This window comes from Sedimenticola hydrogenitrophicus (assembly GCF_029017505.1).
Classification (GTDB): Bacteria; Pseudomonadota; Gammaproteobacteria; order Chromatiales; family Chromatiaceae; genus Sedimenticola; species Sedimenticola hydrogenitrophicus_A.
This window is the reverse complement of record NZ_JAQGEI010000052.1, coordinates 1-22,991: the sequence shown is the minus strand read 5'-3', so window position 1 is coordinate 22,991 and position 22,991 is coordinate 1. Positions and strand designations below refer to the sequence as shown.

The 22,991-nt window shown below is 60.1% G+C and carries 14 protein-coding genes and 3 tRNA genes; 2 read left to right on the top strand and 15 right to left on the bottom strand.

The genetic code is table 11. The features are described from left to right. The coding region (locus tag O9K64_RS21975; RefSeq protein WP_275100266.1) for a class I SAM-dependent methyltransferase at positions 1-765 on the bottom strand (765 nt) is incomplete at its 3' end. Positions 766-1,027: 262 nt separating this feature from the next. On the opposite strand from O9K64_RS21975, the gene O9K64_RS21970 reads away from it, so the two are divergent. Beyond that, positions 1,028-2,710: a lytic transglycosylase gene (locus O9K64_RS21970; RefSeq protein WP_275100265.1), complete on the top strand. Its 1,683-nt coding sequence runs from the start codon at positions 1,028-1,030 to the stop codon at positions 2,708-2,710. Between the two features lie 110 nt (positions 2,711-2,820). Here O9K64_RS21970 and O9K64_RS21965 read toward each other — a convergent pair whose 3' ends face one another. The 4 genes from O9K64_RS21965 to O9K64_RS21950 form a co-directional block, all read right to left on the bottom strand. Then, the gene (locus O9K64_RS21965; protein WP_275100264.1) at positions 2,821-4,842 is read right to left on the bottom strand and encodes an ABC transporter ATP-binding protein; all 2,022 of its coding nucleotides are present in this window, start codon (positions 4,840-4,842) and stop codon (positions 2,821-2,823) included. A 27-nt stretch (positions 4,843-4,869) separates the two neighbouring features. After that, positions 4,870-6,285: an ABC transporter permease gene (locus tag O9K64_RS21960; RefSeq protein ID WP_275100263.1), complete on the bottom strand. Its 1,416-nt coding sequence runs from the start codon at positions 6,283-6,285 to the stop codon at positions 4,870-4,872. 237 nt (positions 6,286-6,522) lie between these two features. Then, the gene (locus O9K64_RS21955) at positions 6,523-7,500 is read right to left on the bottom strand and encodes an ABC transporter permease (RefSeq protein ID WP_275100262.1); all 978 of its coding nucleotides are present in this window, start codon (positions 7,498-7,500) and stop codon (positions 6,523-6,525) included. After that, complete coding sequence (locus tag O9K64_RS21950) at positions 7,497-9,692, bottom strand: ABC transporter substrate-binding protein (RefSeq protein ID WP_275100261.1); 2,196 nt, start codon at positions 9,690-9,692, stop codon at positions 7,497-7,499. Before O9K64_RS21950 ends, O9K64_RS21955 begins: the two co-directional genes overlap by 4 nt. Positions 9,693-9,975: 283 nt before the next feature. Here O9K64_RS21950 and O9K64_RS21945 point away from each other — a divergent pair, with 283 nt between their 5' ends. Then, on the top strand, positions 9,976-10,752 hold the full coding sequence (locus O9K64_RS21945; protein WP_275100260.1) for an enoyl-ACP reductase FabI: 777 nt from the start codon (positions 9,976-9,978) through the stop codon (positions 10,750-10,752). 240 nt (positions 10,753-10,992) lie between these two features. Here the strand turns inward: O9K64_RS21945 and O9K64_RS21940 are convergent, their stop codons facing one another. From O9K64_RS21940 to O9K64_RS21895, 10 genes are all read right to left on the bottom strand, one after another. Next, complete coding sequence (locus O9K64_RS21940; RefSeq protein WP_275100259.1) at positions 10,993-12,912, bottom strand: SurA N-terminal domain-containing protein; 1,920 nt, start codon at positions 12,910-12,912, stop codon at positions 10,993-10,995. A 79-nt stretch (positions 12,913-12,991) separates the two neighbouring features. Continuing rightward, positions 12,992-13,068, bottom strand: a tRNA-Asp gene (locus O9K64_RS21935). 5 nt (positions 13,069-13,073) lie between these two features. Continuing rightward, positions 13,074-13,149 (bottom strand) — tRNA-Val (locus O9K64_RS21930). Positions 13,150-13,161: 12 nt separating this feature from the next. Next, positions 13,162-13,434, bottom strand: coding sequence for an HU family DNA-binding protein (locus O9K64_RS21925; RefSeq protein ID WP_275100258.1), 273 nt, complete (start codon positions 13,432-13,434; stop codon positions 13,162-13,164). 334 nt (positions 13,435-13,768) lie between these two features. Continuing rightward, positions 13,769-16,219 carry an endopeptidase La gene (gene lon, locus O9K64_RS21920; RefSeq protein ID WP_275100257.1) on the bottom strand — a complete coding sequence of 817 codons (2,451 nt, stop codon included), beginning with the start codon at positions 16,217-16,219 and terminating at the stop codon, positions 13,769-13,771. Between the two features lie 499 nt (positions 16,220-16,718). Then, positions 16,719-17,990, bottom strand: a complete 1,272-nt coding sequence (gene clpX, locus O9K64_RS21915; RefSeq protein WP_275100256.1) for an ATP-dependent Clp protease ATP-binding subunit ClpX — start codon at positions 17,988-17,990, stop codon at positions 16,719-16,721. A gap of 174 nt (positions 17,991-18,164) precedes the next feature. Then, a complete protein-coding gene (gene clpP, locus O9K64_RS21910; protein ID WP_275100255.1) occupies positions 18,165-18,809 on the bottom strand; it encodes an ATP-dependent Clp endopeptidase proteolytic subunit ClpP in 645 nt (214 codons plus the stop codon). 25 nt (positions 18,810-18,834) lie between these two features. Further along, entirely contained in the window at positions 18,835-20,160 is a 1,326-nt protein-coding gene (gene tig / locus O9K64_RS21905) for a trigger factor (RefSeq protein ID WP_275100254.1), read from the bottom strand. A gap of 553 nt (positions 20,161-20,713) precedes the next feature. Continuing rightward, a tRNA-Leu gene (locus O9K64_RS21900) sits at positions 20,714-20,798 on the bottom strand. Positions 20,799-21,278: 480 nt separating this feature from the next. Beyond that, the gene (locus O9K64_RS21895; protein ID WP_275100253.1) at positions 21,279-22,853 is read right to left on the bottom strand and encodes a long-chain-fatty-acid--CoA ligase; all 1,575 of its coding nucleotides are present in this window, start codon (positions 22,851-22,853) and stop codon (positions 21,279-21,281) included. Between the last annotated feature and the right edge of the window lie 138 nt (positions 22,854-22,991).

The following is a 22,991-nucleotide window of genomic DNA, read 5'->3' as shown; positions in this document are numbered from 1 at the left end:
TATGTTATTTGCCGTGGGCTCGGCCATGCCGCCGCGGATACGCCGGGGGCGCAACTTCCAGGCCGGCTTGATCGGCGTCAGCCGCGCCACCCGTTTGACCGCCAGTATCACATAGACACCCGACAGCGGCGACCACAGACGGCCGCCGATCCACTCCAGAAAGCCCAGACGTTGCATCATCCGCTCATGTTTCAATGGCGGACGAAACATCCCCGCCCGCTCCGCCTTGATCTCGAATCCCAGCAGGGAGAGCCAGTCATGAACCCGCCAGGACGAGATGAAGTGGCCACACCAGGGAACCTTGTTGCCGCGCATTCGCAGCAGCCGCCAGGCGCCCCAGAGGCTCCAGGGATTGAAGCCGACAATGAGCACATGGCCTTCGGGGATCAGCACCCGCTCCACTTCGCGCAGCAGCTGATGGGGGTTCCTGGAGAAATCCAGGGTGTGGGAAAGCAGTACGGTATCGATGCTATCCGAGGCCACGGGGAGATTCTGCGAGTCACTGACGACACAACGCTTGCTGAAGGCATCCGCCGCGTCGGGCACCAGCACCACCTGGGACTTGATCCGGCTCATCCTCAGCGTATCCAGCTGCAGGCCCAGGTTGCCGACCTGCAGCAGATAGTAGCCGAAACACTCGGCCAGCAGGTGCTCCAGGTAGACCTGCTCCACGGCCAGCAGCTCCTTTCCCGGCGTGGTACTGAACCAGGCCCGAAGTTCAGCCGTCGAGGGCGGTGTGTTGATCCGGTTAAATAGTCTCTTCATCAGCAGCTGCGGTTACTTGGGCATGATCCTAATTCCAGCCGGCGATTCCCGTTGCGGGATGACGCCATGGCACCCCCACGGCACCAATGGTATCACTCTGCCGACATTGACCAGTCTACCCTCTAAACAGACAGCCCTCATCCAAAAAAGATCATCGGCGAGGGGTCATCCCCGGAACATGACCCGTTTCCTGGAAAAAAACAGGTGATTTGCGTATAGTCCCGACAAATTTACCCAACGCCAGACAGCCGCGGATCGCTTAATGATAAAAAGATATATGACCCTGACCGTCCTCTCCGCCCTGGCGCTGAGCGGGTGCAATACCCTCGATACCCGAACCGAGACCGGAGCCGCGACCGACTCAGTGCCCCCCCCGAAGTACTCCAGGGTGGCTGCCCGGCCGGAGACCACCCCCGAGGCACTAACGCCACCCGTCGTCGTGGCCAGTGCCGGGGAGAGCGAGGTTGAACCGGCGCCCACCCCCCGGCAGTTAGCCGAGGCCGGGCAGCCACCCGAGCCGCCGCTGGACCTGATGGAGCGGCTGCGTGCCGGCTTCAGCCTGGAAATCCCCGACCATCCGCGGATCGACAGCCAGATCCGCTGGTTCGCCGCCAACAACGCTTACCTGGACCGGGTACAGGAAAGAGCGGCCCCCTACCTGTACTTTATTCTCGAGGAGGCCGAAGCACGGGGCATCCCCAGCGAATTGGCCCTGTTGCCGATCGTCGAGAGCGGCTTCCAGCCCTTCGCCTACTCCCCCGGGCGCGCGGCGGGTCTGTGGCAATTCATCCCCTCGACCGGGAAACACTTCGGACTGCAGCAGAACTGGTGGTATGACGGGCGTCGCGACGTGGTTGCCGCCACCCGGGCGGCCTTCGACTATCTGAGCAGCCTGGCGACCCAGTTTGACGGCGATTGGGAGCTGGCGCTGGCCGGCTACAATGCCGGGGGCGGCACGGTGCGACGCGCCATCAAGCGCAACCAGCGCCAGGGCAGGCCCACTGATTTCTGGTCGCTCGAGCTGCCGGAAGAGACCATGCGCTATGTGCCCAAACTGCTGGCGCTGGCCAAGGTGATGGCCGATCCGCAGCACCACGGCATCAACCTGGCCGAGATCCCCAACCGGCCCTACTTCGCGAATATCGATATCGGCTCCCAGCTCGATCTGGCCCTGGCGGCCGATATGGCGGGGATATCCATTGAGGCGCTGTACCGGCTCAATCCCGGCTTCAATCGCTGGGCAACCGCGCCGGAGGGGCCGCACCGGCTGAGCATCCCGGTTGAACAGGCCGAGCGGTTCAGTGAGGCGCTCGACGCCCTCGATCCGCAAGAACGCTTGCGCTGGACCCGTTACAAGATTCGTTCGGGCGACAACCTCGGCAGCATCGCCAGACGCCACAAGACCACGGTGGCACTGCTGCAACAGGTAAACAAACTGCGGGGCAACAACATCCGCGCCGGCAGGCATCTGCTGATCCCGGTCTCGGTCAAGAGCCTGGACCAGTACACCCAGACCGCGGACGCCCGCCTGGCAAAGACCAAGAACCGGCAGCGCCAGGGCAAGCGCCTGACCCACAGGGTGGTGGCGGGGGACACGCTTTGGGACATCGCCCGCAGCTACCGGGTCAGCCACCGGGCCCTGGCCCGCTGGAACGGCATGGCGCCCAGGGACACCCTGCGGCTGGGACAGGAGCTGGTCATCTGGCAACAGGCCGGCAAGACCCAGGACAAGCTGGCCCGCCTCGCCCCGGCGCTCTCACCACCGGTCAATACCCTCAGCAGCCTGCGTTACCGGGTGCGCAAGGGTGATTCCCTGGCGCTTATCGCCCAGCGCTTTAATGTCTCCGTTGCGGATCTGAGGAAGTGGAACACCCTGGAGGGACGTTACCTGCAGCCCGGCCAACGCCTGCAGCTGTTTGTCGACGTGGCCGAGCAGACTCTCTAGTTCGACTTGGGTGGATTTACTCCGACTGACCTCGCTGAACCTTCAGAGTGGGAAGCCCGCCACGTAGCGCCAGAATTTGACAAAGTAGAACTTGGCGGGGAACGGGGGTCTTACGCCTCCTCCTGTTCCACCTTGTAACAGCTCACCTGGCGGCCGTCGCCCAGCCGGTTCAGGTCCGGGTAGCGCTCCCGGCACCGGGGCATGGCGAACGGACAGCGGGGATGGAAGTGACAGCCCGCGGGCGGATTCGCCGGCGACGGCATGTCCCCCTCCAGCCGGATCACTTCATGCTTCGACCGGGGGTCGGCCACCGGGACGGCCGAGAGCAGCGCCTGGGTATAGGGGTGTCGCGGGGCGGCCAGCAGTTGTCCGACCTCCCCCCGCTCGACAATCCGGCCCAGGTACATCACCGCCACCTCATCCGCCAGATAGGCCACCACCGAGATGTTGTGGGTGATAAACAGGAAGGCGAGGCCGCGACTGTTCTGCAGCATTTTCAGCAGATTCAGGATCTGCGCCTGCACCGAGACATCCAGAGCGCTGGTCGGTTCATCACAGATGATCAGTTTCGGATCCACCGCCAGGGCACGGGCGATACAGATGCGCTGGCGCTGCCCGCCGGAAAACTCGTGGGGATAGCGGCTGGCGCTGTCGTCGGGGAGCCCCACCTGTCCCAACAGTTCCGTCACCCGGGCCCGCCGCTGCTCGGCGGTACGGCCGATACGCTGCGCCTTCATCCCCTCTTCGATAATATCCCCCACCAGCATGCGCGGATTCATCGAGGCGACCGGGTCCTGAAAAATGATCTGCAGCGCGGAACGGCGACTGCGCAGGGCGCTACCCTTGAGTCGGGTCATCTCGTCACCGGCAAAACGCACCGTGCCCGCGGTGGGCCGTACCAGTTGCAGTATCCCTTTGCCCACCGTGGTCTTGCCGCAGCCCGATTCGCCTACCAGGGCCAGGGTCTTGCCCGGGTCGATGGAGAGGGAGATGCCGTCCACCGCCCTGACATGACCCACGGTACGCTTGAACACCCCCTTGTGAATGGGAAAGTGGACCTTGAGCTGCTCCACCTGCAGCAGCGGCTCTTGATTTGAACCCGGACTTGAACCGGCATTGACCGGCGCATGCTCGACTTCCGGCAGTTCAACGATCGACACGGCGTCTTGAAAACCGGCCAGGTGACAGCGTACCCCCTGACCGGGCGCCAGTTCGGTCCACCCCGGGGCCATTTCACAATCCTCGAAGGCCCGGTCACAGCGGTCGATAAAGCGACAGGCGGTAAAGACCTGGTTCAGTGGTGGCACATTTCCGCTGATCACGGCGAGCCGCCGGCTGCGCTTGCCGGCATCCGGCAGGGACTGGAACAGCTTCCGGCTGTAAGGGTGCTGGGGATTGTCAAAGAAGCGGTCGCGGCTCGCCTGCTCGATGATCTGACCGGCGTACATGACCGCCACCCGGTCCGCCACCTCGGCCACCACCCCGAGATCGTGAGTGATCAACAGGATGGCCATGCCGGTCTGCTGCTGCAGCTCCTTGAGCAGCGCCAGCACCTGGGCCTGAATGGTCACGTCCAACGCGGTGGTCGGCTCGTCGGCGATCAGCAGTTCCGGGCGACCGGCCAGCGCCATGGCGATCATCACCCGCTGCTTCATACCGCCGGAGAGTTGATGCGGATACTCGCCGACCCGGCGCACCGGATCGGGAATGCCCACCGAGTGGAGCAGCTCCACCACCCGCTGCGCCACGGCGCGGCGATCCCCGCCGTCGCGGATCTTCACCGCCTCACCGATCTGCCGACCGATGGTCAGCACCGGGTTGAGGGAGGTCATCGGCTCCTGGAAAATCATCGCCATGCGACCGCCCCGCTCCTCGCGCATGGCGTACTCCGGCAGTTCAAGAAGTGCGGTCTTGCCCAGATAGACGTCCCCGCCGACGATACGCCCCGCCGGTGGCAGCAGGCGCATGAGCGACAGCGCCGTCATCGACTTGCCGCAGCCGGACTCACCCAGCAGCGCGAAGGTTTCGCCCTTTTGGATCTGCAGATCGATACCGTCCACAGCGCGCACCGGGTGCTCACCGCTGCCCAGCCAGGTTTGCAGGTTTTCAACTTTCAGCAGGATTTCGCTCATGCGGCAACGGCTTCCATGGATGGCGGATCAGCGGCTACTGCGCAGACGCGGATCGAACGCGTCGCGCACCACGTCGGAGAACAGGTTGGCCGACAGCACCAGGGTGAACATAAAGATCATCGCGGCCAACAGGGACCACCAGACCACCGGCTCCCGGGCCATCTCCAGCCGGGCGCTGTTGATCATGTTACCCCAGCTGTTCATGGTGGGATCGACGCCGATATTGACATAGGAGAGTACCGCCTCGGCCAGCACCAGGCCGGAGAAATCGAGCACCACGGTGATCAGCACGATATGCAGCACATTGGGCAGGATATGCCGCACGATAATCTGGAAATGGCCCACGCCGAAGGCCACGGCCGCCTGCACGTAATCGACCTCGTGCAGCTTCATCGACTCGCCTCGCAACAGGCGGCATAGCCCGGTCCAGCTGGTGACGCCGAGGATGATGCTGAGGAACAGCAGGCGCAGGTCGGCACGCTCCACCAGGCTGTCGAACTCATCGGCGTGGTTGCTCATGTAGATCTGCAGCATCAGGATCGCCGCAGCGATCAGCAGCACCCCCGGGATCGAGTTGAGGGTGGTATAGGTGTACTGGATCAGGTCATCCACCCAGCCACGGAAATAGCCGGCCATGATGCCCAGCAGGATGGCGGCGGGGAGCATCACCAGGGTGGTCAGGGTGCCGATCAGCAGGCCGGTGCGGATACTTTTGAGCGCCTGATAGAAGACATCCTCACCCACCTTGTCGGTGCCCAGCAGGTGGTAACGACCCGACAGCTCCACCGCCCACAGCAGCACCATCAGCAACAGCCCCAGGGTGATCAGCGCGGAGCGCCAGGGGATCTGACCTTTCCCGGTCAACACCTCCCGGGCAGCCCCGGCGAACCCCCCGGCGCGCCGGGGGGCCAGCAGGGCAAACAGGATATTCGCCAGGACCAGGGTCAACACCAGCCCCTTGACCAGACCGATCAGGCTGAGGCGCAGGACATCCCCGGCCCAGTCCTGCGCGGGGTTCGCCAGATGGGCGCCGCCATATTGCAGCCGCGGATAGTCCCGGATCATCGTGCCGCCCGGCTGCTCGATGTTCTCCTTGGCGTACAGGTGGGTGGCCAGTGGCGCCGAGTAGGTCTTCTCCTGGCGCTCCCGCAGCGGCAGTACCAGGCGGTCGAACAGGCTGACCACCTCGGTCGACTGCACCCGGTCCTGCGCCTGCGGATCGGCCACGTACGAGGGTTCAAAGTGCACCGAATCGAGCAGCCCGACCGCCACGTAGAAGCTCAGAATCACCAGTGTGCTGACGCCCACCCGGCTGCGCACCACCAGCCGCCAGGGTCCGCGCAGATGCTCCTTGCCGGCGGCATAGACACCGAAGGCGCCGACGAACAGCAGCAGCAGGAAGACCAGCGCGTCGGTCCACAGGATCACCAGTCCGCCCATCATCCTAAAAACCCCGGTTGGATGCGGCGGAGTGTGCGTTTTTTGTGGTGCAGGGCAAGGCGTGAAACGAGGCCAATGGCGCGCCCTTGGTGAGTTTCACAATGCGGCCATGTGCCGCAAAAAATGTGCAATCCGCTGCATAGCGTGCTCACCGCCAAGGTGAAGCGGGATGTGACTGGAAATACGATCAAAACCATGCGTTCTGATCCTGTGCGTAGCGGTCAACCGAGGTTTTTAGGATCATGACAGCCTGACCCGCGGATCGACCAGGGTGTAGGAGATATCGGTCAGCAGCAGACCGATGATATAGAGTACCGAGCCGAGGAACACCATGGCGCGCACGATGGCGAAATCCTGCCGGTTGATGGCATCGATGGTATAACTGCCCAGCCCGGGGATGCCGAAGAAGGATTCAGTGATCAGGCTGCCCATGAACAGCAGGGGCAGCACCACCACCACGCCGGTGAGGATCGGTATCATGGCGTTTTTCAGCACATGGCGGAACAGCACCACCGTCTCGGAAAGCCCCTTGGCCCGGGCGGTCCGCACGTAGTCCCGGTTGATCTCCTCAAGAAACAGCGTGCGATACCAGCGCGTACCCGCACCGATGCCCCCCACCACGCCGATCAGCACCGGCAGGATAAGAAACTTGATCGCGGCAAAGCCGGTGTCGTAGCCGGAGATGGGCACCAGATGCAGCAGTTTGCTCACCAGATACTGGCCACCGATGATATAGAACAGGCCTGAGATGGACATCATCACCACACAGAGCACCACGCTCCAGGTATCGATATAGGTGGCGCGAAAAAAGGCGATCAGCAGGGCATAGGTGATATTCACCAACAACCCCACCAGCAGCACCGGCACCGCGATGGCCAGGCTCGGCCACATGCGCTGGGATATGTCGTAGCCGATGTCCCGGTCACTGTCGGATACCCCGAACTCGAACTGGAACAGCTTCAGGGATTTCTGGAAGAAGATGGTGTCGGTCAACTGCGCCGTTCCCTGGCGCGCGGCGTTGTACAGCAACGGCTTGTCGTAGCCGCGCTCGGCCTTCCAGCTCTCTACCGCCTCCGGTGTCACCCGCTTCATACCGAGGTTCATGCGCGCCATGTCATCCGGTGAATTGACCACGAAGAACAGCACGAAGGTGAGGATGTTGATGCCGATAAGTATCGGTATCGCATACAGCACCCGGCGAATGATATAGGCGATCATCGGGCGGCGCTCCGCTCATGGCGGCGATACACCAGTACCGCGGGCACGGTACTGGCCAGCAGCAGCAGCAGCAGCAGATTGAGGGGCCAGACGATGGGCGGGTTCCACGACTGCTGGTTCGCGTTGCGCGTCCCGGGATCGACCCGCTTGTACTTGAGGGTGTTGTTGGCCATCAGATTGGGCTTCACATTCCCATACCAGTCATGATAAAGCGAAAACGATTTGGGGTAGAACCCCCAGATCCAGGGGGCGTCGTGACGCAGGATATCTACCATGCGATCGATGATCTGCTGCCGCTGCGGGCTGTTCTCCATGTTCTTCATCCGGTCGAACAGGGCATTGAATTCCGGGTTGTCGTAATTGACCGCGTTCTCGCCGGCATGCTCCACCTTGCCGTTGGGTCCATAGAGCAGAAACAGGAAGTTCTCCGGATCCGGGTAATCTGCATTCCAGCCGAACATGAACAGCTGCCCCGTGCCCTTGCGCAGCTTCTCCTGAAACCGATTGTAGTCGGTGGCGCGAATCACCAGCTGTATCCCCAGCTGATTGAGCTGCTTGCGCATCCAGTTGAGTTGCGCCTTGCTGTCCGGCCCGGCCGAGGCCGACTCGTAATTCAGCACCAGCGGCCGCCCGGTCTTGGCACTCTTGCCGTTGGGATAACCGGCCTTGGCCATCAGCGCCCGTGCCTCCTGCAGGGATTTACGCCGCGGCCTGCCGTTTTCCATGTCGTACACCACCGGATTGATCCCCTCCGGGCTCTGGTCCGAACTCTGGCGACTGCCGAAGATGCCGACCGGCAGCGGGCCGTGGGCCACCACCCCGCGGCCATTCAGGAAGATAGAGATATACTCCTCGAAATTGACGGCGATGGAGATGGCCTGGCGCAGGTAGCGGTTCTCCTCGCTGTCGCCGCCGATCACCGGATCGGCCATATTGAAACCGAGATAGAAGATCGAGGTCTCCACCGCCGTGGCCAGCTGGATATTCCGCTCCTGCATCTCCTGGGTCAGGTTGGCCTCGCCGCCGGTACCAAACCGGACCGCCTGATCGAAACTGTCCGAGCTGACCCCTGAGGTATCGTAATAACCCTGGAGGAATTTGTTCCAGCGCGGAATCACCTCCTTTTCCAGACTGTAGACCGCCTTGTCGATCAAGGGCAGCGGTTTGCCGGCATCATCCAGCATGCCGTTTTCACCATCTTCCGGCTCCCCCTCGGTAGGATAGGCCTCGCCGTGAAAATTGGGATTGCGGCTCAACACCATGCGCAGATTGGGGTTGTTCTCCGCCAGCATGAAGGGCCCGGTGCCGATCGGGTACCAGTTCAGGTTGATATTGCGTTTGTCCATACCCGGTTGACTGTAGAACAGATCCGCCTCCCAGGGCATGGGGGCGAAAAAGGTCATGGCCAGCCAGTAGACAAACTGGGGATACTTGCCCCGCAGCCGCACCTTGAAGCGGTAGCGGTCGAGCTGGGTGACCCCGGCCATGCGGTATTGCCTCAGGTCGATAAAATCACCATTGCCGCCGGCGTCGACCAGCTCCCTGCCGAATTCGTTAAAACCGACGATATACTCCCCCATGATGCTGGCGATGGGGGAGTGCAGGCGCGGATTGGCCAGGCGCTTGATCTGATAAATGAAATCCTCCGCGGTCGCCTCGCGCGTACCGGTCTCCGGAAAGTCGGCCAGGATGTTGACCCCTTGCAACTGTTCCTCTGTCAGCCGGTGGTAGCGATAGGCGCCGTCCGCGTCCTTGGCCAGCGCCGGATGGGGCTGGTAGCGCATGTCCGGTTTGATGCGTATCTCATAGTCGCTGAAGGCCACCTGGTCGGCCGGGGCATCCGCCGGCAGCGGGTTGCCGGCCCGGTCTATCAGCTGCGGCACCGGGACCTGCCCGGCTGCCAGCGGTACCAGCTGATAGGGGCGTTTCAGGAAGTGGTACTGCAGCGGCGGCTCGTAGATCTGGGCGATGAAGGCGTACTCGTTGGCTGCGTAGGAGCGGGCGGGATCGAGATGCTTGGGGCGTTCGGAAAATGAGCTGAAGAGGGTGTTTGAGTTCGCCTCACGGGTCGGATGGGGGGCATTCCAGGCGCGCTCGCCACAGCCGCTGAGCGCAAGCAACAACAGCACCGCAAACAACAGGCCAACCACACGCCCGGCGTTCGTAGCGCTGCTCCACTCCCGTCTGGCCACTTGTTTCCGCTGCTGTCTCATTCTTATTTATTGATCACTCGGTAGGCGCTATCTCTCACTAGGAGCTGGCGCGATCCTGAAACGAATTAACGGCATATGCCTGAAAAACCAACATCCAGTAAAAGTGCTGCCGGTACAGCAGCATATATTAGAACAGACCAACAAAAAACCGTTGGGTTCTTTTCGGGCCGATGCTTTTCCGGTACCTTAGGGCTGCCTCACAGACTCCTGGAGCGTCGGGCGCATTCAAACTTTCTTTCATACGAAGTTGCAAGGATTTCACATGGGTTTCCTACAAGACAAACGCATCCTCATCGTCGGCGTGGCCAGCAACCGTTCCATCGCCTGGGGGACCGCCCAGGCAATGCACCGCGAGGGGGCACAGCTGGCCTTCACCGCACAGGGTGACAAGCTGCTGGAGCGGGTGCGGAAAATGGCCGCCGAGCTGGATTCGGAAATCGTCCTGCCGCTGGATGTCACCTCCGACGAGCAGATCGAGGCCGTGTTCAGCGAGCTTGCCAAACATTGGGATGGCCTGGATGGCATCGTCCACTCGGTAGGCTTCGCCCCCCGGGATCAATTAGAGGGCAGTTATATCGATGCGGTCACCCGCGAAGGATTCAGCATTGCCCATGACATCAGCGCCTACAGTTTTGCCGCCCTGGCCAAGGCGGGCCGCGCAATGATGCAGGGCCGTAACGGCTCCCTGATCACCATGAGTTACCTGGGGGCCGTACGCACCATCCCCAACTACAATGTGATGGGTATCGCCAAGGCCAGCCTGGAGGCAAGTGTGCGTTACATGGCCGATTCACTGGGGCCGGAAGGGACCCGGGTCAACGCCATCTCGGCCGGGCCGATACGCACCCTGGCCGCATCCGGCATCAGCGGTTTCAAAGGGATGCTCGCCGAAGCGGAAAAGAAGAACCCGCTGCGCCGCAACGTCACCATTGAAGAGGTGGGCAACGCCGCCGCCTTCCTCTGCTCCGATCTGGCATCGGGCATCACCGGTGACATTGTTTACGTGGATTCCGGCTACCATATCGTCGGCATGGCGTGATTCCAACGAAAAAGCCGCCCACCCCAAGCGGGGTGAGCGGCTTTTTTAGTGTGCGTGCTTAACCCGAAAATCCGCGTTTATCCGTGTCCATCCGTGGTTCACTCCTGGATATGGCACAGTTACACTGGCGCCAAACCACGGATACACACAGATGGATACGGATGGGGTAGGTCAGGCAACGCGTGGCCACGCACGTTCATGACCTCCAGCGTACGACAGTCCGCCTGTGGCGATGCTTCCTTAGTTATCCGATGATTTGCTGCTGACGGTCACATCGGCCGCGGCGCGCAGATTACCCTGCAGGTGCTGGAAATAACTTTTTCCCCGCGACTGCGCCAGGGCATTGTTCAGGGCCGCTTCCCCCCCCAACTGCTCGGCGTCCGTCAAAGTGCCGTCGCTGACTGTATGTAGCGCGATCAGGGCGAGGTCCCCACTCGCCATCGCCAGTTGGCCGTACACCGGTGCCTCCCCTTCCGGACGCGGCATGAGAAACAGCTCCCTGACCAGCTCTGCCGGCAGATCCCGCTCATCCCGGGTCACCACCTTGCGCGGTGTTACCGTAACCCCTCGCTCCGCGGCGAGTGCCGCCAGGGTCTCCCCCTGCGCAAGTCGGGTCACCAGCGCAGCCCCCTCCCGGCCAGCCTGCTCAATGGCCTTCTCGACACGCAATTTATCGCGGATGGCCTCCTTCACCTGATCCAGCGGCTTGGCAGCAGCCTCCTCATGAGCGACAACACGCAGCACCATGATGTGTTCCGGGTTGATCTCAATGGCCTCGCTGTTGTTTCCCGATACCAGGACATCTTCGCTGAATGCCGCGGCGATAACCTTGGGTGAGGCGAAGATCCCCTCCCCCCCGTCGCGGGCAACCCAGTCACTCTCTTTCGGCTCGATACCCAGGGCGTCGGCGGCCGGCTGCAGGCTGTCCGGCTCTTCGTAGGCAATAGTGCCCAGTCGCTCGGCGTATTCGTAGAACAGACGCTCGGCCTCGGCTTTCAGATAGGCCCGCTCCACCTCATCCCGCGCCTCCGCGAAAGACTTGCCCTCACCCTCGCGAATCTCGGTCAGCTTGATGATATGGAAGCCGAACGGGGTGCGCACCAGGTCGCTGATCTCGTCAGGCTGCAGGTTGAATACGGCCTCGTCAAAGGCCGGCTCCATCACCCCGGACTCAAAGAAGCCGAGGTCCCCGCCCTCTTCGGCGGATCCGGGATCCTTGGAAACCGCTTTGGCGACCGTGGCGAAATCCTCACCACTGCGCACCCGCTCGAGTATCGCCTGCGCCTCGCTTTGCGCCTGCGTCACCACCGCTGTGTCACTCCCCTCTTCCACCGGGATCAGGATGTGGCTCGCCCGCCGCTGCTCGGGGCCCTTGTAGAGGGACTGATTCTGGTTGTAATAGGCCTGCAGCGCTTCATCATCCGCCGTCAGGCTCTCGGCGATACCGGCGATATCCAGGTCAAGATAGCTCAGCTTGACCCGCTCCGGGGCGATGAACTCGTCTCGATGCGCGGCATAGTAGGTCGCTACGGCCTCGTCGCTCACCTCGATACCGCTGAGAAAACTGGCGGCCGGCAGCAGCAGGTATTCTAACTCACGCCGCTGAAGCCGCAGCCGCAGCAGGCTTTGCAGTTCCGACCGGGTGGCGAATTCGGAGCCGGCGACCGCCTTGGCGAGCTGTTCACTCACCAGGCCGCGGCGAATCTGCTCCTCGAATCCGGCCGGCGTCAGTCCCTGCAAACGCACACCGCGCTCATAGGCATCCTGACTGAATCGGCCATCGATCTGAAAACCGGGCAGCGAAGCAATGGCCCGTTTCACCAGCTCATCACCGATCCGAAGACCCAGCTCGTCGGACTTCTGCATCAGCAGATTGTTACGGATCATCAGCTCCAGCACCTCCTGCCGCAGCTCTCTCTCGTCGATCATCTCCGGGCGGTAGTTGTCCCCCAGACGTTGGCGCAGGTTTTCGCGGAATTCGCGATAACCCTTTTCAAACTCGCTCTGGGTAATCTCCTGGTCATTGACCGTTGCCGCAACGGGCTCGGAGCCGCCACCGAGATAGGAGTTAATGCCGAACAGTGCGAAAGGCACACTGATGAGGATTACTATGAACCAGGCGATCACTCCCTGGGCGCGTTCCCTGATGGACTGAAGCATGTCGTACCTGAAATCAGAAATCTGACAGTGACAGTAAAGAAAACGGGGTATCCAAGGATACCCCGCTTCTCCTCACCTATGGCGGAGCGGACGGGGCTCGAACCCGCGACCCCCGGCGTGACAGGCCGGTATTCTAACCAACTGAACTACCGCTCCGAAAATGGTGGGTGCTGAGGGGATCGAACCCCCGACCCTCGCCTTGTAAGGGCGATGCTCTCCCAGCTGAGCTAAGCACCCGTTGAAGGCGCGCTAGTTTACGGCATCCTTAAGGGCTTTACCAGCCTTGAAAGAGGGATTTTTGGATGCCTTGATTTCGATGGTGGCGCCGGTCTGCGGGTTCCGACCAGTGCGTGCAGCCCGCTCACGCACAGCGAAGGAACCGAACCCGATGACTGATACTTGATCCCCGCTTTTCAGCGCCTCGGTGATGGCTGCAATCATACCATCCAGTGCGCGTCCGGCGGCTGCTTTGGAAATATCTGCAGAATCTGCCATCGCATCGATCAGTTCCGTCTTATTCATTAATCGTCTCCCCTAAGGTCATAAAAAAAACGCTGTGAACAGCGTGGGTAAAATACTTTATCTGCTACCGTTGCAGGTGTGCGAAACGGGGTCAATTTATACCAGTGGCTCGGAAGAAGTGTCAAGCAAACAAGCCGCAAAAGCCTAATTTTATGCGGTTTCCAGGGGAATTGGCCCCTTCGACATCAAAAATAAAACCGCAACGGCTCGGACCGCGGTTTCCATGAACCAACGGTCCCTTCCCGCAGCGGACAACAAATAGGATCCGTCTTCCTAGCACGGCGCGCCAGGAGGAAACCACCACTCCCATCCCGGCGCATCATGCTGCCATCCCTTAGTGCCGGGTCAGCCCGCCGCCTTTCTTGGCGGCCTTCTTTGCCGTGCGGGGCTTGCTCTTTGCCACCTCGACGATGTCACTCTGCTCCTGTATCGGTGTCGGCAGATGCAGCAGTGCGATCTCCAGCGCCTGTTCAATCCAGCGCACCGGGCGGATATCCAGGTGCTGCTTGATGTTCTTGGGAATCTCCACCAGATCGCGCTCATTCTCCTCCGGGATGATCACGGTCTTGATCCCCCCGCGGTGGGCCGCCAGCAGCTTCTCTTTCAGTCCGCCGATGGGCAACACCTCACCCCGCAAGGTGATCTCGCCTGTCATGGCCACATCCGCCCGTACCGGGATCTGGGTCAGGGCCGAGACCAGGCAGGTGCACATGCCGATACCGGCACTGGGGCCGTCCTTCGGGGTCGCCCCCTCCGGTACATGCACATGTACATCCAGTTTCTGGTAAAAATCGCTCTCGATGCCCAGCGCGGCGGCCCGGCTTCTGACCACCGTCATCGCCGCCTGGATCGACTCCTGCATCACATCGCCCAACTGCCCGGTATGGGTCAGCCGCCCCTTACCAGGCACCAGGGCCGTTTCGATCTTCAGCAGTTCGCCGCCCACCTCGGTCCATGCCAGCCCGGTCACCTGACCGACCTGATCGTAGTCCTCCACCTCGCCATACCTGAAGCGTTTCACCCCCAGGTATTTTTCAAGGCTGGCAGGCGTAACAACCATTTTCTTACCTGATTTGGTCAGGAGTATATCCTTCACGACCTTGCGGCAGATCTTGGATATCTCACGCTCAAGGTTTCGCACCCCGGCTTCACGGTTGTAATAACGGATGATGTCACGGATTACCGCCTCCCTGAACTCGATTTCACTGGCCTTCAGGCCATTGTTCTCGATCTGTTTGGGCACCAGGTAACGCATGGCGATATTGACCTTCTCGTCCTCGGTGTATCCGGACAGGCGTATCACCTCCATACGATCCAGCAACGCGGCTGGCACGTTCAGGGTGTTGGCGGTCGCCACGAACATCACTTCGGAGAGATCAAAATCCACTTCCAGGTAGTGATCGGCAAAGGTGTGATTCTGTTCCGGGTCCAGCACCTCCAGCAGTGCGGAGGCGGGATCGCCACGGAAATCCATCGCCATCTTGTCTATCTCGTCCAACAGGAACAGCGGGTTGCGGGTACCGATCTTCGACAGGTTCTGGATGATCTTTCCTGGCAGGGCACCTATGTAGGTACGCCGATGGCCACGAATCTCCGCCTCGTCACGCACCCCGCCCAGCGCCATGCGGATGAACTTTCGATTGGTGGCGCGAGCAATGGACTGCCCCACCGAGGTCTTGCCGACGCCCGGAGGGCCCACCAGACAGAGGATGGGACCCTTCAGTTTGCGCACCCGCTGCTGCACCGCCAGGTACTCGATGATCCGTTCCTTAACCTTCTCCAGACCATAGTGGTCCTTTTCCAGCACATCCTCGGCCGCCTTCAGATCATTGCGGATCTTGCTGCGTTTCTTCCAAGGGACATTCACCAGGGTGTCGATATAGTTTCGAACCACGGAGGCCTCGGCCGACATCGGCGACATCAGCCGCAGCTTGTTAAGCTCCCCCTGGGCCTTGGTCTTGGCCTCCTTGGGCATACCCGCGGACTCGATGCGGTTCTCCAGATCCTCAATCTCGTTGGGCGCCTCATCCATCTCGCCCAACTCTTTCTGAATCGCCTTCATCTGTTCATTCAGATAATACTCGCGCTGATTCTTTTCCATCTGGCGCTTGACCCGGCCACGAATCCGCTTCTCCATCTGCAGCAGGTCATTCTCGGCCTCCATCAGACCCATCAGGTGTTCCAGGCGATCACCGATACTAGACATCTCGAGCACGTTCTGCTTCTCGTCCAGCTTCAATGACATGTGGGCAGCCATGGTATCCGCCAACCGGCTGGGAGATTCAATACTGGAGAGTGACGTGAGCACTTCGGGGGGTATTTTCTTATTCAGCTTTACATACTGATCGAACAGCGCGATCGCCGAGCGCATCAGGACTTCCAACTCCCGGTCATCCTCCGGAGTGACATCCTCTATGCGGACAAACTCGGCAGTGAAAAAGCCGTCGGCATCGGCAATATCGCTCAGTTTGGAGCGTGCGCCACCCTCAACCAGGACCTTTACCGTGCCATCCGGTAGTTTGAGTAACTGAAGAATATTCGCCAGCGTCCCTACCGTATGCATGTCCGCCACTGCCGGCTCATCGGTTTCGGCACTCTTCTGCGCCACCAGGATAATCTGTTTATCCTCCTTCATGGCCGCGTCCAGCGCCTTGATCGACTTGTCACGACCGACAAAAAGCGGAATCACCATATAGGGATAAACCACCACATCCCGCAGGGGGAGTACGGGAATTCGGTTGACAGAACTATCAATCCGGGAGGTACTTGTATCGTCTTGACCCATGGAGGGTGCTCCTTCTGTTGCGGCCTGTTGACTGGACGCTGACAACCCAGGGTTGCCCGCTGAATGTATTTCCGGTTTGCCAACAGTGCGAAATCGGTAGCGGTATATGAATACTTTGCCGTCCCGTTGATGGTGGGGGTTTATGCGGAATATTTCAAGGTAATAGACAATGGTCTTTACGCGGAAATAGGGTCAACCCGCCGCTAGCGATCCGATTCGTCAGGGATTTATCTGTTTCAACCGCGGATTCACACAGAGATTTTGCCCCTCGTTCCCACGCTCTGAGACTGTGAAAGTATTCAGGCTGATCAACGCGGCAAAAAAATTGACCGCCTGAGAAGCCCGTAGAGAGGCGATCGCCATCTCGGGAAGGGTTTGGGTACCCCCCTTTTCGCGTCATTTGGCAATTCTTTCACAGTCTCGGAGCATGGGAACGAGAAAAAAACCGCTGCCGGTTCCCCGGTCAGCGGTTTTATCGGAACACAACGCAATAGCCGGATCAGTCGGCGGCGACCATTTTCTTCTCCCCGCCTTCGTAGATGATGTAGGGAGCATTTTCCCCGGTCACGACCGATTCATCCACCACCACCTTGGAGACATTATCCAGTGAGGGCAGGTCATACATGGTATCCAGCAGCACCTGTTCCATGATGGTCCGCAGACCGCGCGCGCCGGTTTTCCGCTCCATCGCCTTGCGTGAAATCGCGGACAGGGCATCCGGTCTGAACTCGAGCTCGCAATCTTCCATCTCGAACAGCCGGTGATACTGTTTCACCAGTGCATTCTTGGGTTCCGTCAGGATGCGCACCAGCGCCTCCTCATCCAGCTCTTCGAGCGTGGCCACCACCGGCAACCGGCCGACGAACTCGGGGATCAGCCCGTATAGGATCAGATCCTCGGGTTCGACACTGGTCAGGATCTCACCGACCTTGTGGGAGACATCCTTACTGTGCACCTCCGCGGAGAAGCCGATTCCCCCCTTCTCGGAGCGGTTGCGTATCACTTTTTCAAGACCCGCAAAGGCCCCGCCCACCACGAACAGGATATTGGAGGTATCCACCTGCAGAAACTCCTGCTGGGGATGCTTACGGCCACCCTGCGGCGGCACCGAGGCAATCGTTCCTTCAATCAGCTTCAACAGCGCCTGCTGGACGCCCTCGCCGGATACGTCACGGGTGATCGAGGGATTGTCGGATTTGCGCGAAATCTTGTCGATCTCATCGATGTAGACAATACCCGTCTGGGCCTTTTCGACATCATAGTCGCACTTCTGCAGCAGCTTCTGGATGATATTCTCGACATCCTCACCCACATAGCCGGCCTCGGTGAGGGTGGTGGCATCGGCGATGGTGAACGGTACATTGAGCATTCGCGCCAGCGTCTCGGCCAACAGGGTCTTACCGGAACCGGTCGGCCCGATCAGCAGGATGTTGCTTTTGGCGATCTCGATATCATCCTTGTTTTTGCTGGTATCCAGACGCTTGTAGTGATTGTACACCGCGACCGAGAGCACCTTTTTCGCGCGCGCCTGGCCGATAACATACTGATCGAGCAAGGCGCTCAACTCGTGCGGCTTCGGCAGTTTTCCGGCAGCTTCCACACTGCCTTCCTGCATCTCCTCACGAATGATGTCATTACACAACTCGACGCATTCATCACAGATGAATACCGAGGGTCCGGCGATCAGTTTACGAACTTCATGCTGACTCTTTCCGCAGAACGAGCAATAAAGCAATTTGCCGTCATCGCCTCTTGTCTTGTCGTCACCCATGAAGCCATCCTCTCGGTAATTCAGTCAACCCGCTCTCGATCATAAATACTGTATAAGGCTGATCGATCTTCATTACAACCCCCCGGGCGTAATTACGCCTCCTCAGACGAGTCGGGGCCACAACAACACATCCATCAATCTTTCTCTTAAAAACAATCAGTTACAATAAATCCATCACTTGACGTCAGCGCCTTCCGGACGTCTGTTCAATACCTTATCGATCAGCCCATAGGCCACCGCACCCTCACCGCTGAGGAAATTATCCCGATCGGTATCCTTGGCAATGGTTTCCAGCGACTGACCGGTATGCGTGGCCATGATAGTGTTCAATTTGTCGCGCAACAGGAGGATCTCCCTGGCATGGATCTCGATATCGGTGGCCTGGCCCTGAAAGCCTCCCAGCGGCTGATGGATCATCATCCGCGAGTTGGGCAGGCAGTAACGCTTGCCCTTCTCCCCTCCGGCCAACAGCAGCGCGCCCATGCTGGCCGCCTGACCGATACACATGGTGCTGACGTGAGGCCGAACAAACTGCATGGTGTCATATATCGCCAGGCCGGCGCTCACCGAGCCGCCAGGGGAATTTATGTAAATATGGATATCCTTGTCCGGATTCTCCGATTCAAGGAAGAGCAGCTGGGCCACAATCAGGTTGGCCATGTTGTCTTCCACCTGGCCCACCAGGAAGATGACACGCTCCTTGAGCAGCCGGGAGTAGATATCGTAGGAACGCTCTCCCCTGGCGGTCTGTTCGACCACCATGGGGATCAGTCCCAGATTCGTTGCATCCAATCCACCCATATTTCGTATATCGGTCATGCTGAAATGATCCTTTAACCTGTGCTTATTCGCTAGCGGCTTCGGCATCCGGCGTTGACGGGTTCATCACCTCGTCAAAACCCTTTGCGGTGTCCTCGACCTTGACCTGGTCAAGCACCCAATCCACCACCTGATCCTCAAGAACCAGATTCTGGATTCCGGAAAGCTGCTCCTTATTGCTGTAATAGTAATCTATAACCTGCTGGGGATCTTCGTAGGACTGGGCAAACTGCTCAATCTTCTGACGCACACGCGCTTCATCCAGCTCAATATTATTACTACCGAGCACCTCGGCAATAATGAGTCCAAGAGTAACACGTTTCCTGGCCTGCTCCTCGAACAACTCGACCGGCAGGTTGATGTTGTTTCCCTGTCCGCCCTGGGCCAGGTTGGCCTTGGTCTGCTGCAGCAACACCTGGGCTTCGCGGCTGACCAGTGCCTTCGGCACCACCAGCTCATTTACCTGCAGCAGTGCATCCATTGCCTGCTCCTTGACCAGACCGCGAAGCTTGTCCTCAAGTTCACGGGTCATATTGGCGCGGATCTCTTTATAGAAGCCGTCCACGCCCTCTTCGCTGACACCGAAGGCCTTGATGAACTCTTCGTTGACCTCGGGCAGCACCGCTTCCGAAACCTTGATGACCTCAACCTCGAACGTGGCGGGTTTGCCGGCCAGCTGCTTGGCATGGTAGCTCTCCGGGAAAGTCAGTTCCAGGGTGCGTGCCTCACCCGCTTTGGCACCGACCAGGCCCTCTTCAAAGCCCGCGATCATGCCCTTGGTGCCCAGTTCCAGCGGGATACCGTCGGCAGAGCCCCCTTCGAACGCCTCGCCGTCCATGTAGCCTTTGAAATTGATGGTGATCTGATCACCATCCCGCGCCTCGCGATCGACTTCGTTCCAGGTAATCCGCTGCTTGCGCAGCTTCTCAACCATCTCCGCCAGATCTTCATCGGTCACCTCGGCCACCGGACGTTTCACCGTCACCTCGCTCAGCGGGTTGAGTTTCACCTCCGGCATCACCTCAAAAACCGCCACATAGGCCATCCCTTCATCCGTCCCCTTTTCCACAGGTTCGATCGAAGGCTCACCCGCGGGATTCAGCTTCTCCTGCATCAGGGCTTCAAAGTAGCTGGACTGCACCAGATCGCCAAACACCTCCTGTTTGGCATCATTGGAAAAACGTTTACGTACTACCGACAGAGGCACCTTGCCTGGGCGAAAACCATCCAGCCTGATGGTCCGTGCAATCTCTTTCAGCCGCTTCTCCACTGCCGCATTGACCTTCTCGGCAGGGAGTTCAACTGTCATACGACGCTCAAGCCCTTCACTCGATTCAACCGAAACTTGCATGAAAACCTCTTCTGGCAGAGTTTGCTGCCATTCCTCTGTCTTTAGTTAAAAGTGGTTACCGCTGGAGCAGTAGCCGAAAGTTGGCCCGGGTCGGGCGCTGCCACCGGACGGCGACCGAAGCGATCAGGCATCCTGTTTCAGTACCTGGCCACGCGTCGGCGCATTCCCACTAACCCCATGTAAATCAAATTATTAGACAACTTCCACCGGGCTGGAAATGCTCGCTGTCGCTTGCAAATAAGCCGGCTATTGTACCTAAAAACAACCTATATTAAAGCGCATTTTGACTCCGGGGCCGGAACAGGGATGGAAAAAGTGCCAGGAGTCCCGGACACATCGTGTAAAAACCGCGGAATCAGGCATTAGTTCTGCTTTGTCATATTTACTCAGATCGGCTTCGTTGGACCTTCAGGGTGGGGGGAAACTCACTACACAGCGCCAGAATCTGACAAAGTGGAATCAGGCACAGCTGTAAGGCGACTCTGTGAGAATAATCCGGGTCAACGCCAGCGGCTGAACGGCAAGCCTGGAGAAGTCACCAGGAAAGAGAAGGTGGTGCCGTCCGGGAGACTTGAACTCCCACACCTTGCGGTACCAGAACCTAAATCTGGCGTGTCTACCAATTCCACCAGGACGGCATGTTGCGAGTGATTATAGAGAGACCGTTCGGAAACGGTCAATTTATCAGTAATCGCGCCTCGTACACCGGGAGGAGGAAAAAACCGGCGATCCGGCCCGCTGCCGTCCCCCCCTGCGAACGAAGCTGGGCATTATACCGATCGGCCTGGCCATGTCTAATATCATTCAAAGTAACTACTCACGGGGTGATTGGCCTGCCTTGTTGGCCGATCTTGATGGCGCCTCGAATCCGGCCCCTTTTTCAGATTCAAGCCTGCCCTTGTTTGAGCGAAGCGAGTTTTGTCCACGGATGGACTTATGCCGCGGAGGCCATGAGGAGTGGTACAGGGATGTACCGTTTACGGAGCCGAGGATGCAATGGCCGGGAGCGGCTTGGGCAGGCGCTGAAAATGGGGCCGGTTTCGGGGAAACAAGCCATCGTGTGAGGCCGGCAAGGCAGGCCAATCACTTACAGACCGGGTGAGTAGTTACCATTCAGGTTAATCAGAGTGGGGTCCGCGGCTGTCGATGCCCCGCTCCAGCTCTCCGCTCTTGCGCAGCTCGCGCTTGAGGATCTTGCCGGCGGCATTTTTCGGCAGGGACGGGCGTAGCTCCACCTTTCGCGGTACTTCATGCCGCCCCAGGTTATCCCGGCAATAACTCCTGATATCGGCGGCGGAGAGCCGCGCGCCCTCCTGCAACACCACATAGGCGACGGGGATCTCACCGTGCAGCTCGCTCGGTTCCCCGACCACCGCCGCTTCCAGAATCGCCGGATGGGTGTAGAGCAACTCCTCAACCATGCGCGGATAGACATTCATACCGTTGACGATGATCATGTCCTTCTTGCGGTCGACGATAAAGATGTAGCCATCCCCGTCCTGGTAACCGAGGTCGCCCGTTCTCACCCAGTCGCCAAAGAAACTCTCGGCCGTCGCCTCCGGCAGATTCCAGTATCCCTTCATCACGTTGGGTCCCTTGACGCAGATCTCGCCGATGCTGTCGATGCCGAGCGGCCGGCCGTCGTCGTCATAGATCGCCATCTCCACATCCGGTACCGGCAGCCCGACCGAGGCCGGCTTTCTCACCCCGTCGACCGGGTTGACACAGGTCACCGGCGAACACTCGGTCGGCCCGTCCCCTTCACACACCGGCACCCCGAAGCGCTCCTCGAACTGGCGCATGATCGCCTCCGGCATGGCGGCGCCCCCGGAGACACAGTAGCGGATGCTCGACCAGCGCCTGACCTGCTCATCCGGCAGACGCAGCAGCACGTTGTACATACTGGGCACGCCGAGAAACACCGTGGCAGCCACCGCCTCGATCAACTCCGATACGGCCACCGGATCGAATTTCGCCAGCGGCGCCAGGCTCAATCCATGCAGCAGCGGCGTCAGGGTCCCGACGGTGGCGGCAAAGGAGTGGAACATGGGCAACACCACCAGCAGCCGGTCCTCGCCCGGCCGCAACTGCAGGGCGCTCCTGACGCTGCAGGTATTGGAGACCAGATTGCGGTGGGTCAACATGGCCCCCTTGGGGTGGCCGGTGGTACCGGAGGTGTAGAGGATTGCCGCCAGGTCCTCGGCCGGATCGAAGCGCGGCCGGGGCACGGGAGCGGTACTCTCGCAGAGTGCCGTAAAGTCGAGATCCCGCGGACTGGCCGCTTCACCACCGATGCAGACGGCAAAACGCAGCGCCGCCAGTTCGTCGCGGAAGGCCGCGACCCCCGCCGCCATCAGCGGGTGATAGATCAGGCCACTGACACCGGCGTCATTGAGGATATAGAGGATCTCGCGCGGCTTGAGCAGCAGGTTGACCGGCACCACCACCGCGCCAACCTTGACGATGCCGGCGTAGGCGATGGCAAACTCGGCGCAGTTGACGCAGTAGAGGGCGATACGGTCGCCCTTGCCGACACCCTGCCCGGCCAGCGCCGCGGCCAGCGCATCGGACTGCCGGTCGACCTGGGCGAAGCTGACGTGGCTGTCGGCCGAGAGGATGGCGGGTCGGTCACCAAACCGCTCGGCGGTGGTACGCATCATCTCCGGGATGGAAGGTATCGCTGTTGTTGTCATGCTTATCACCCGCGCAATAGAGATAGCGCAGGATAAAACCTGACCTGATCCGATGCAACGGCATCCGTTGCCCGCTCCGCCCCGGGACCGGTCAGCGGATCAGGGTCGACTGCCCCCCGGCGTTGCCGGGGGCTTAAA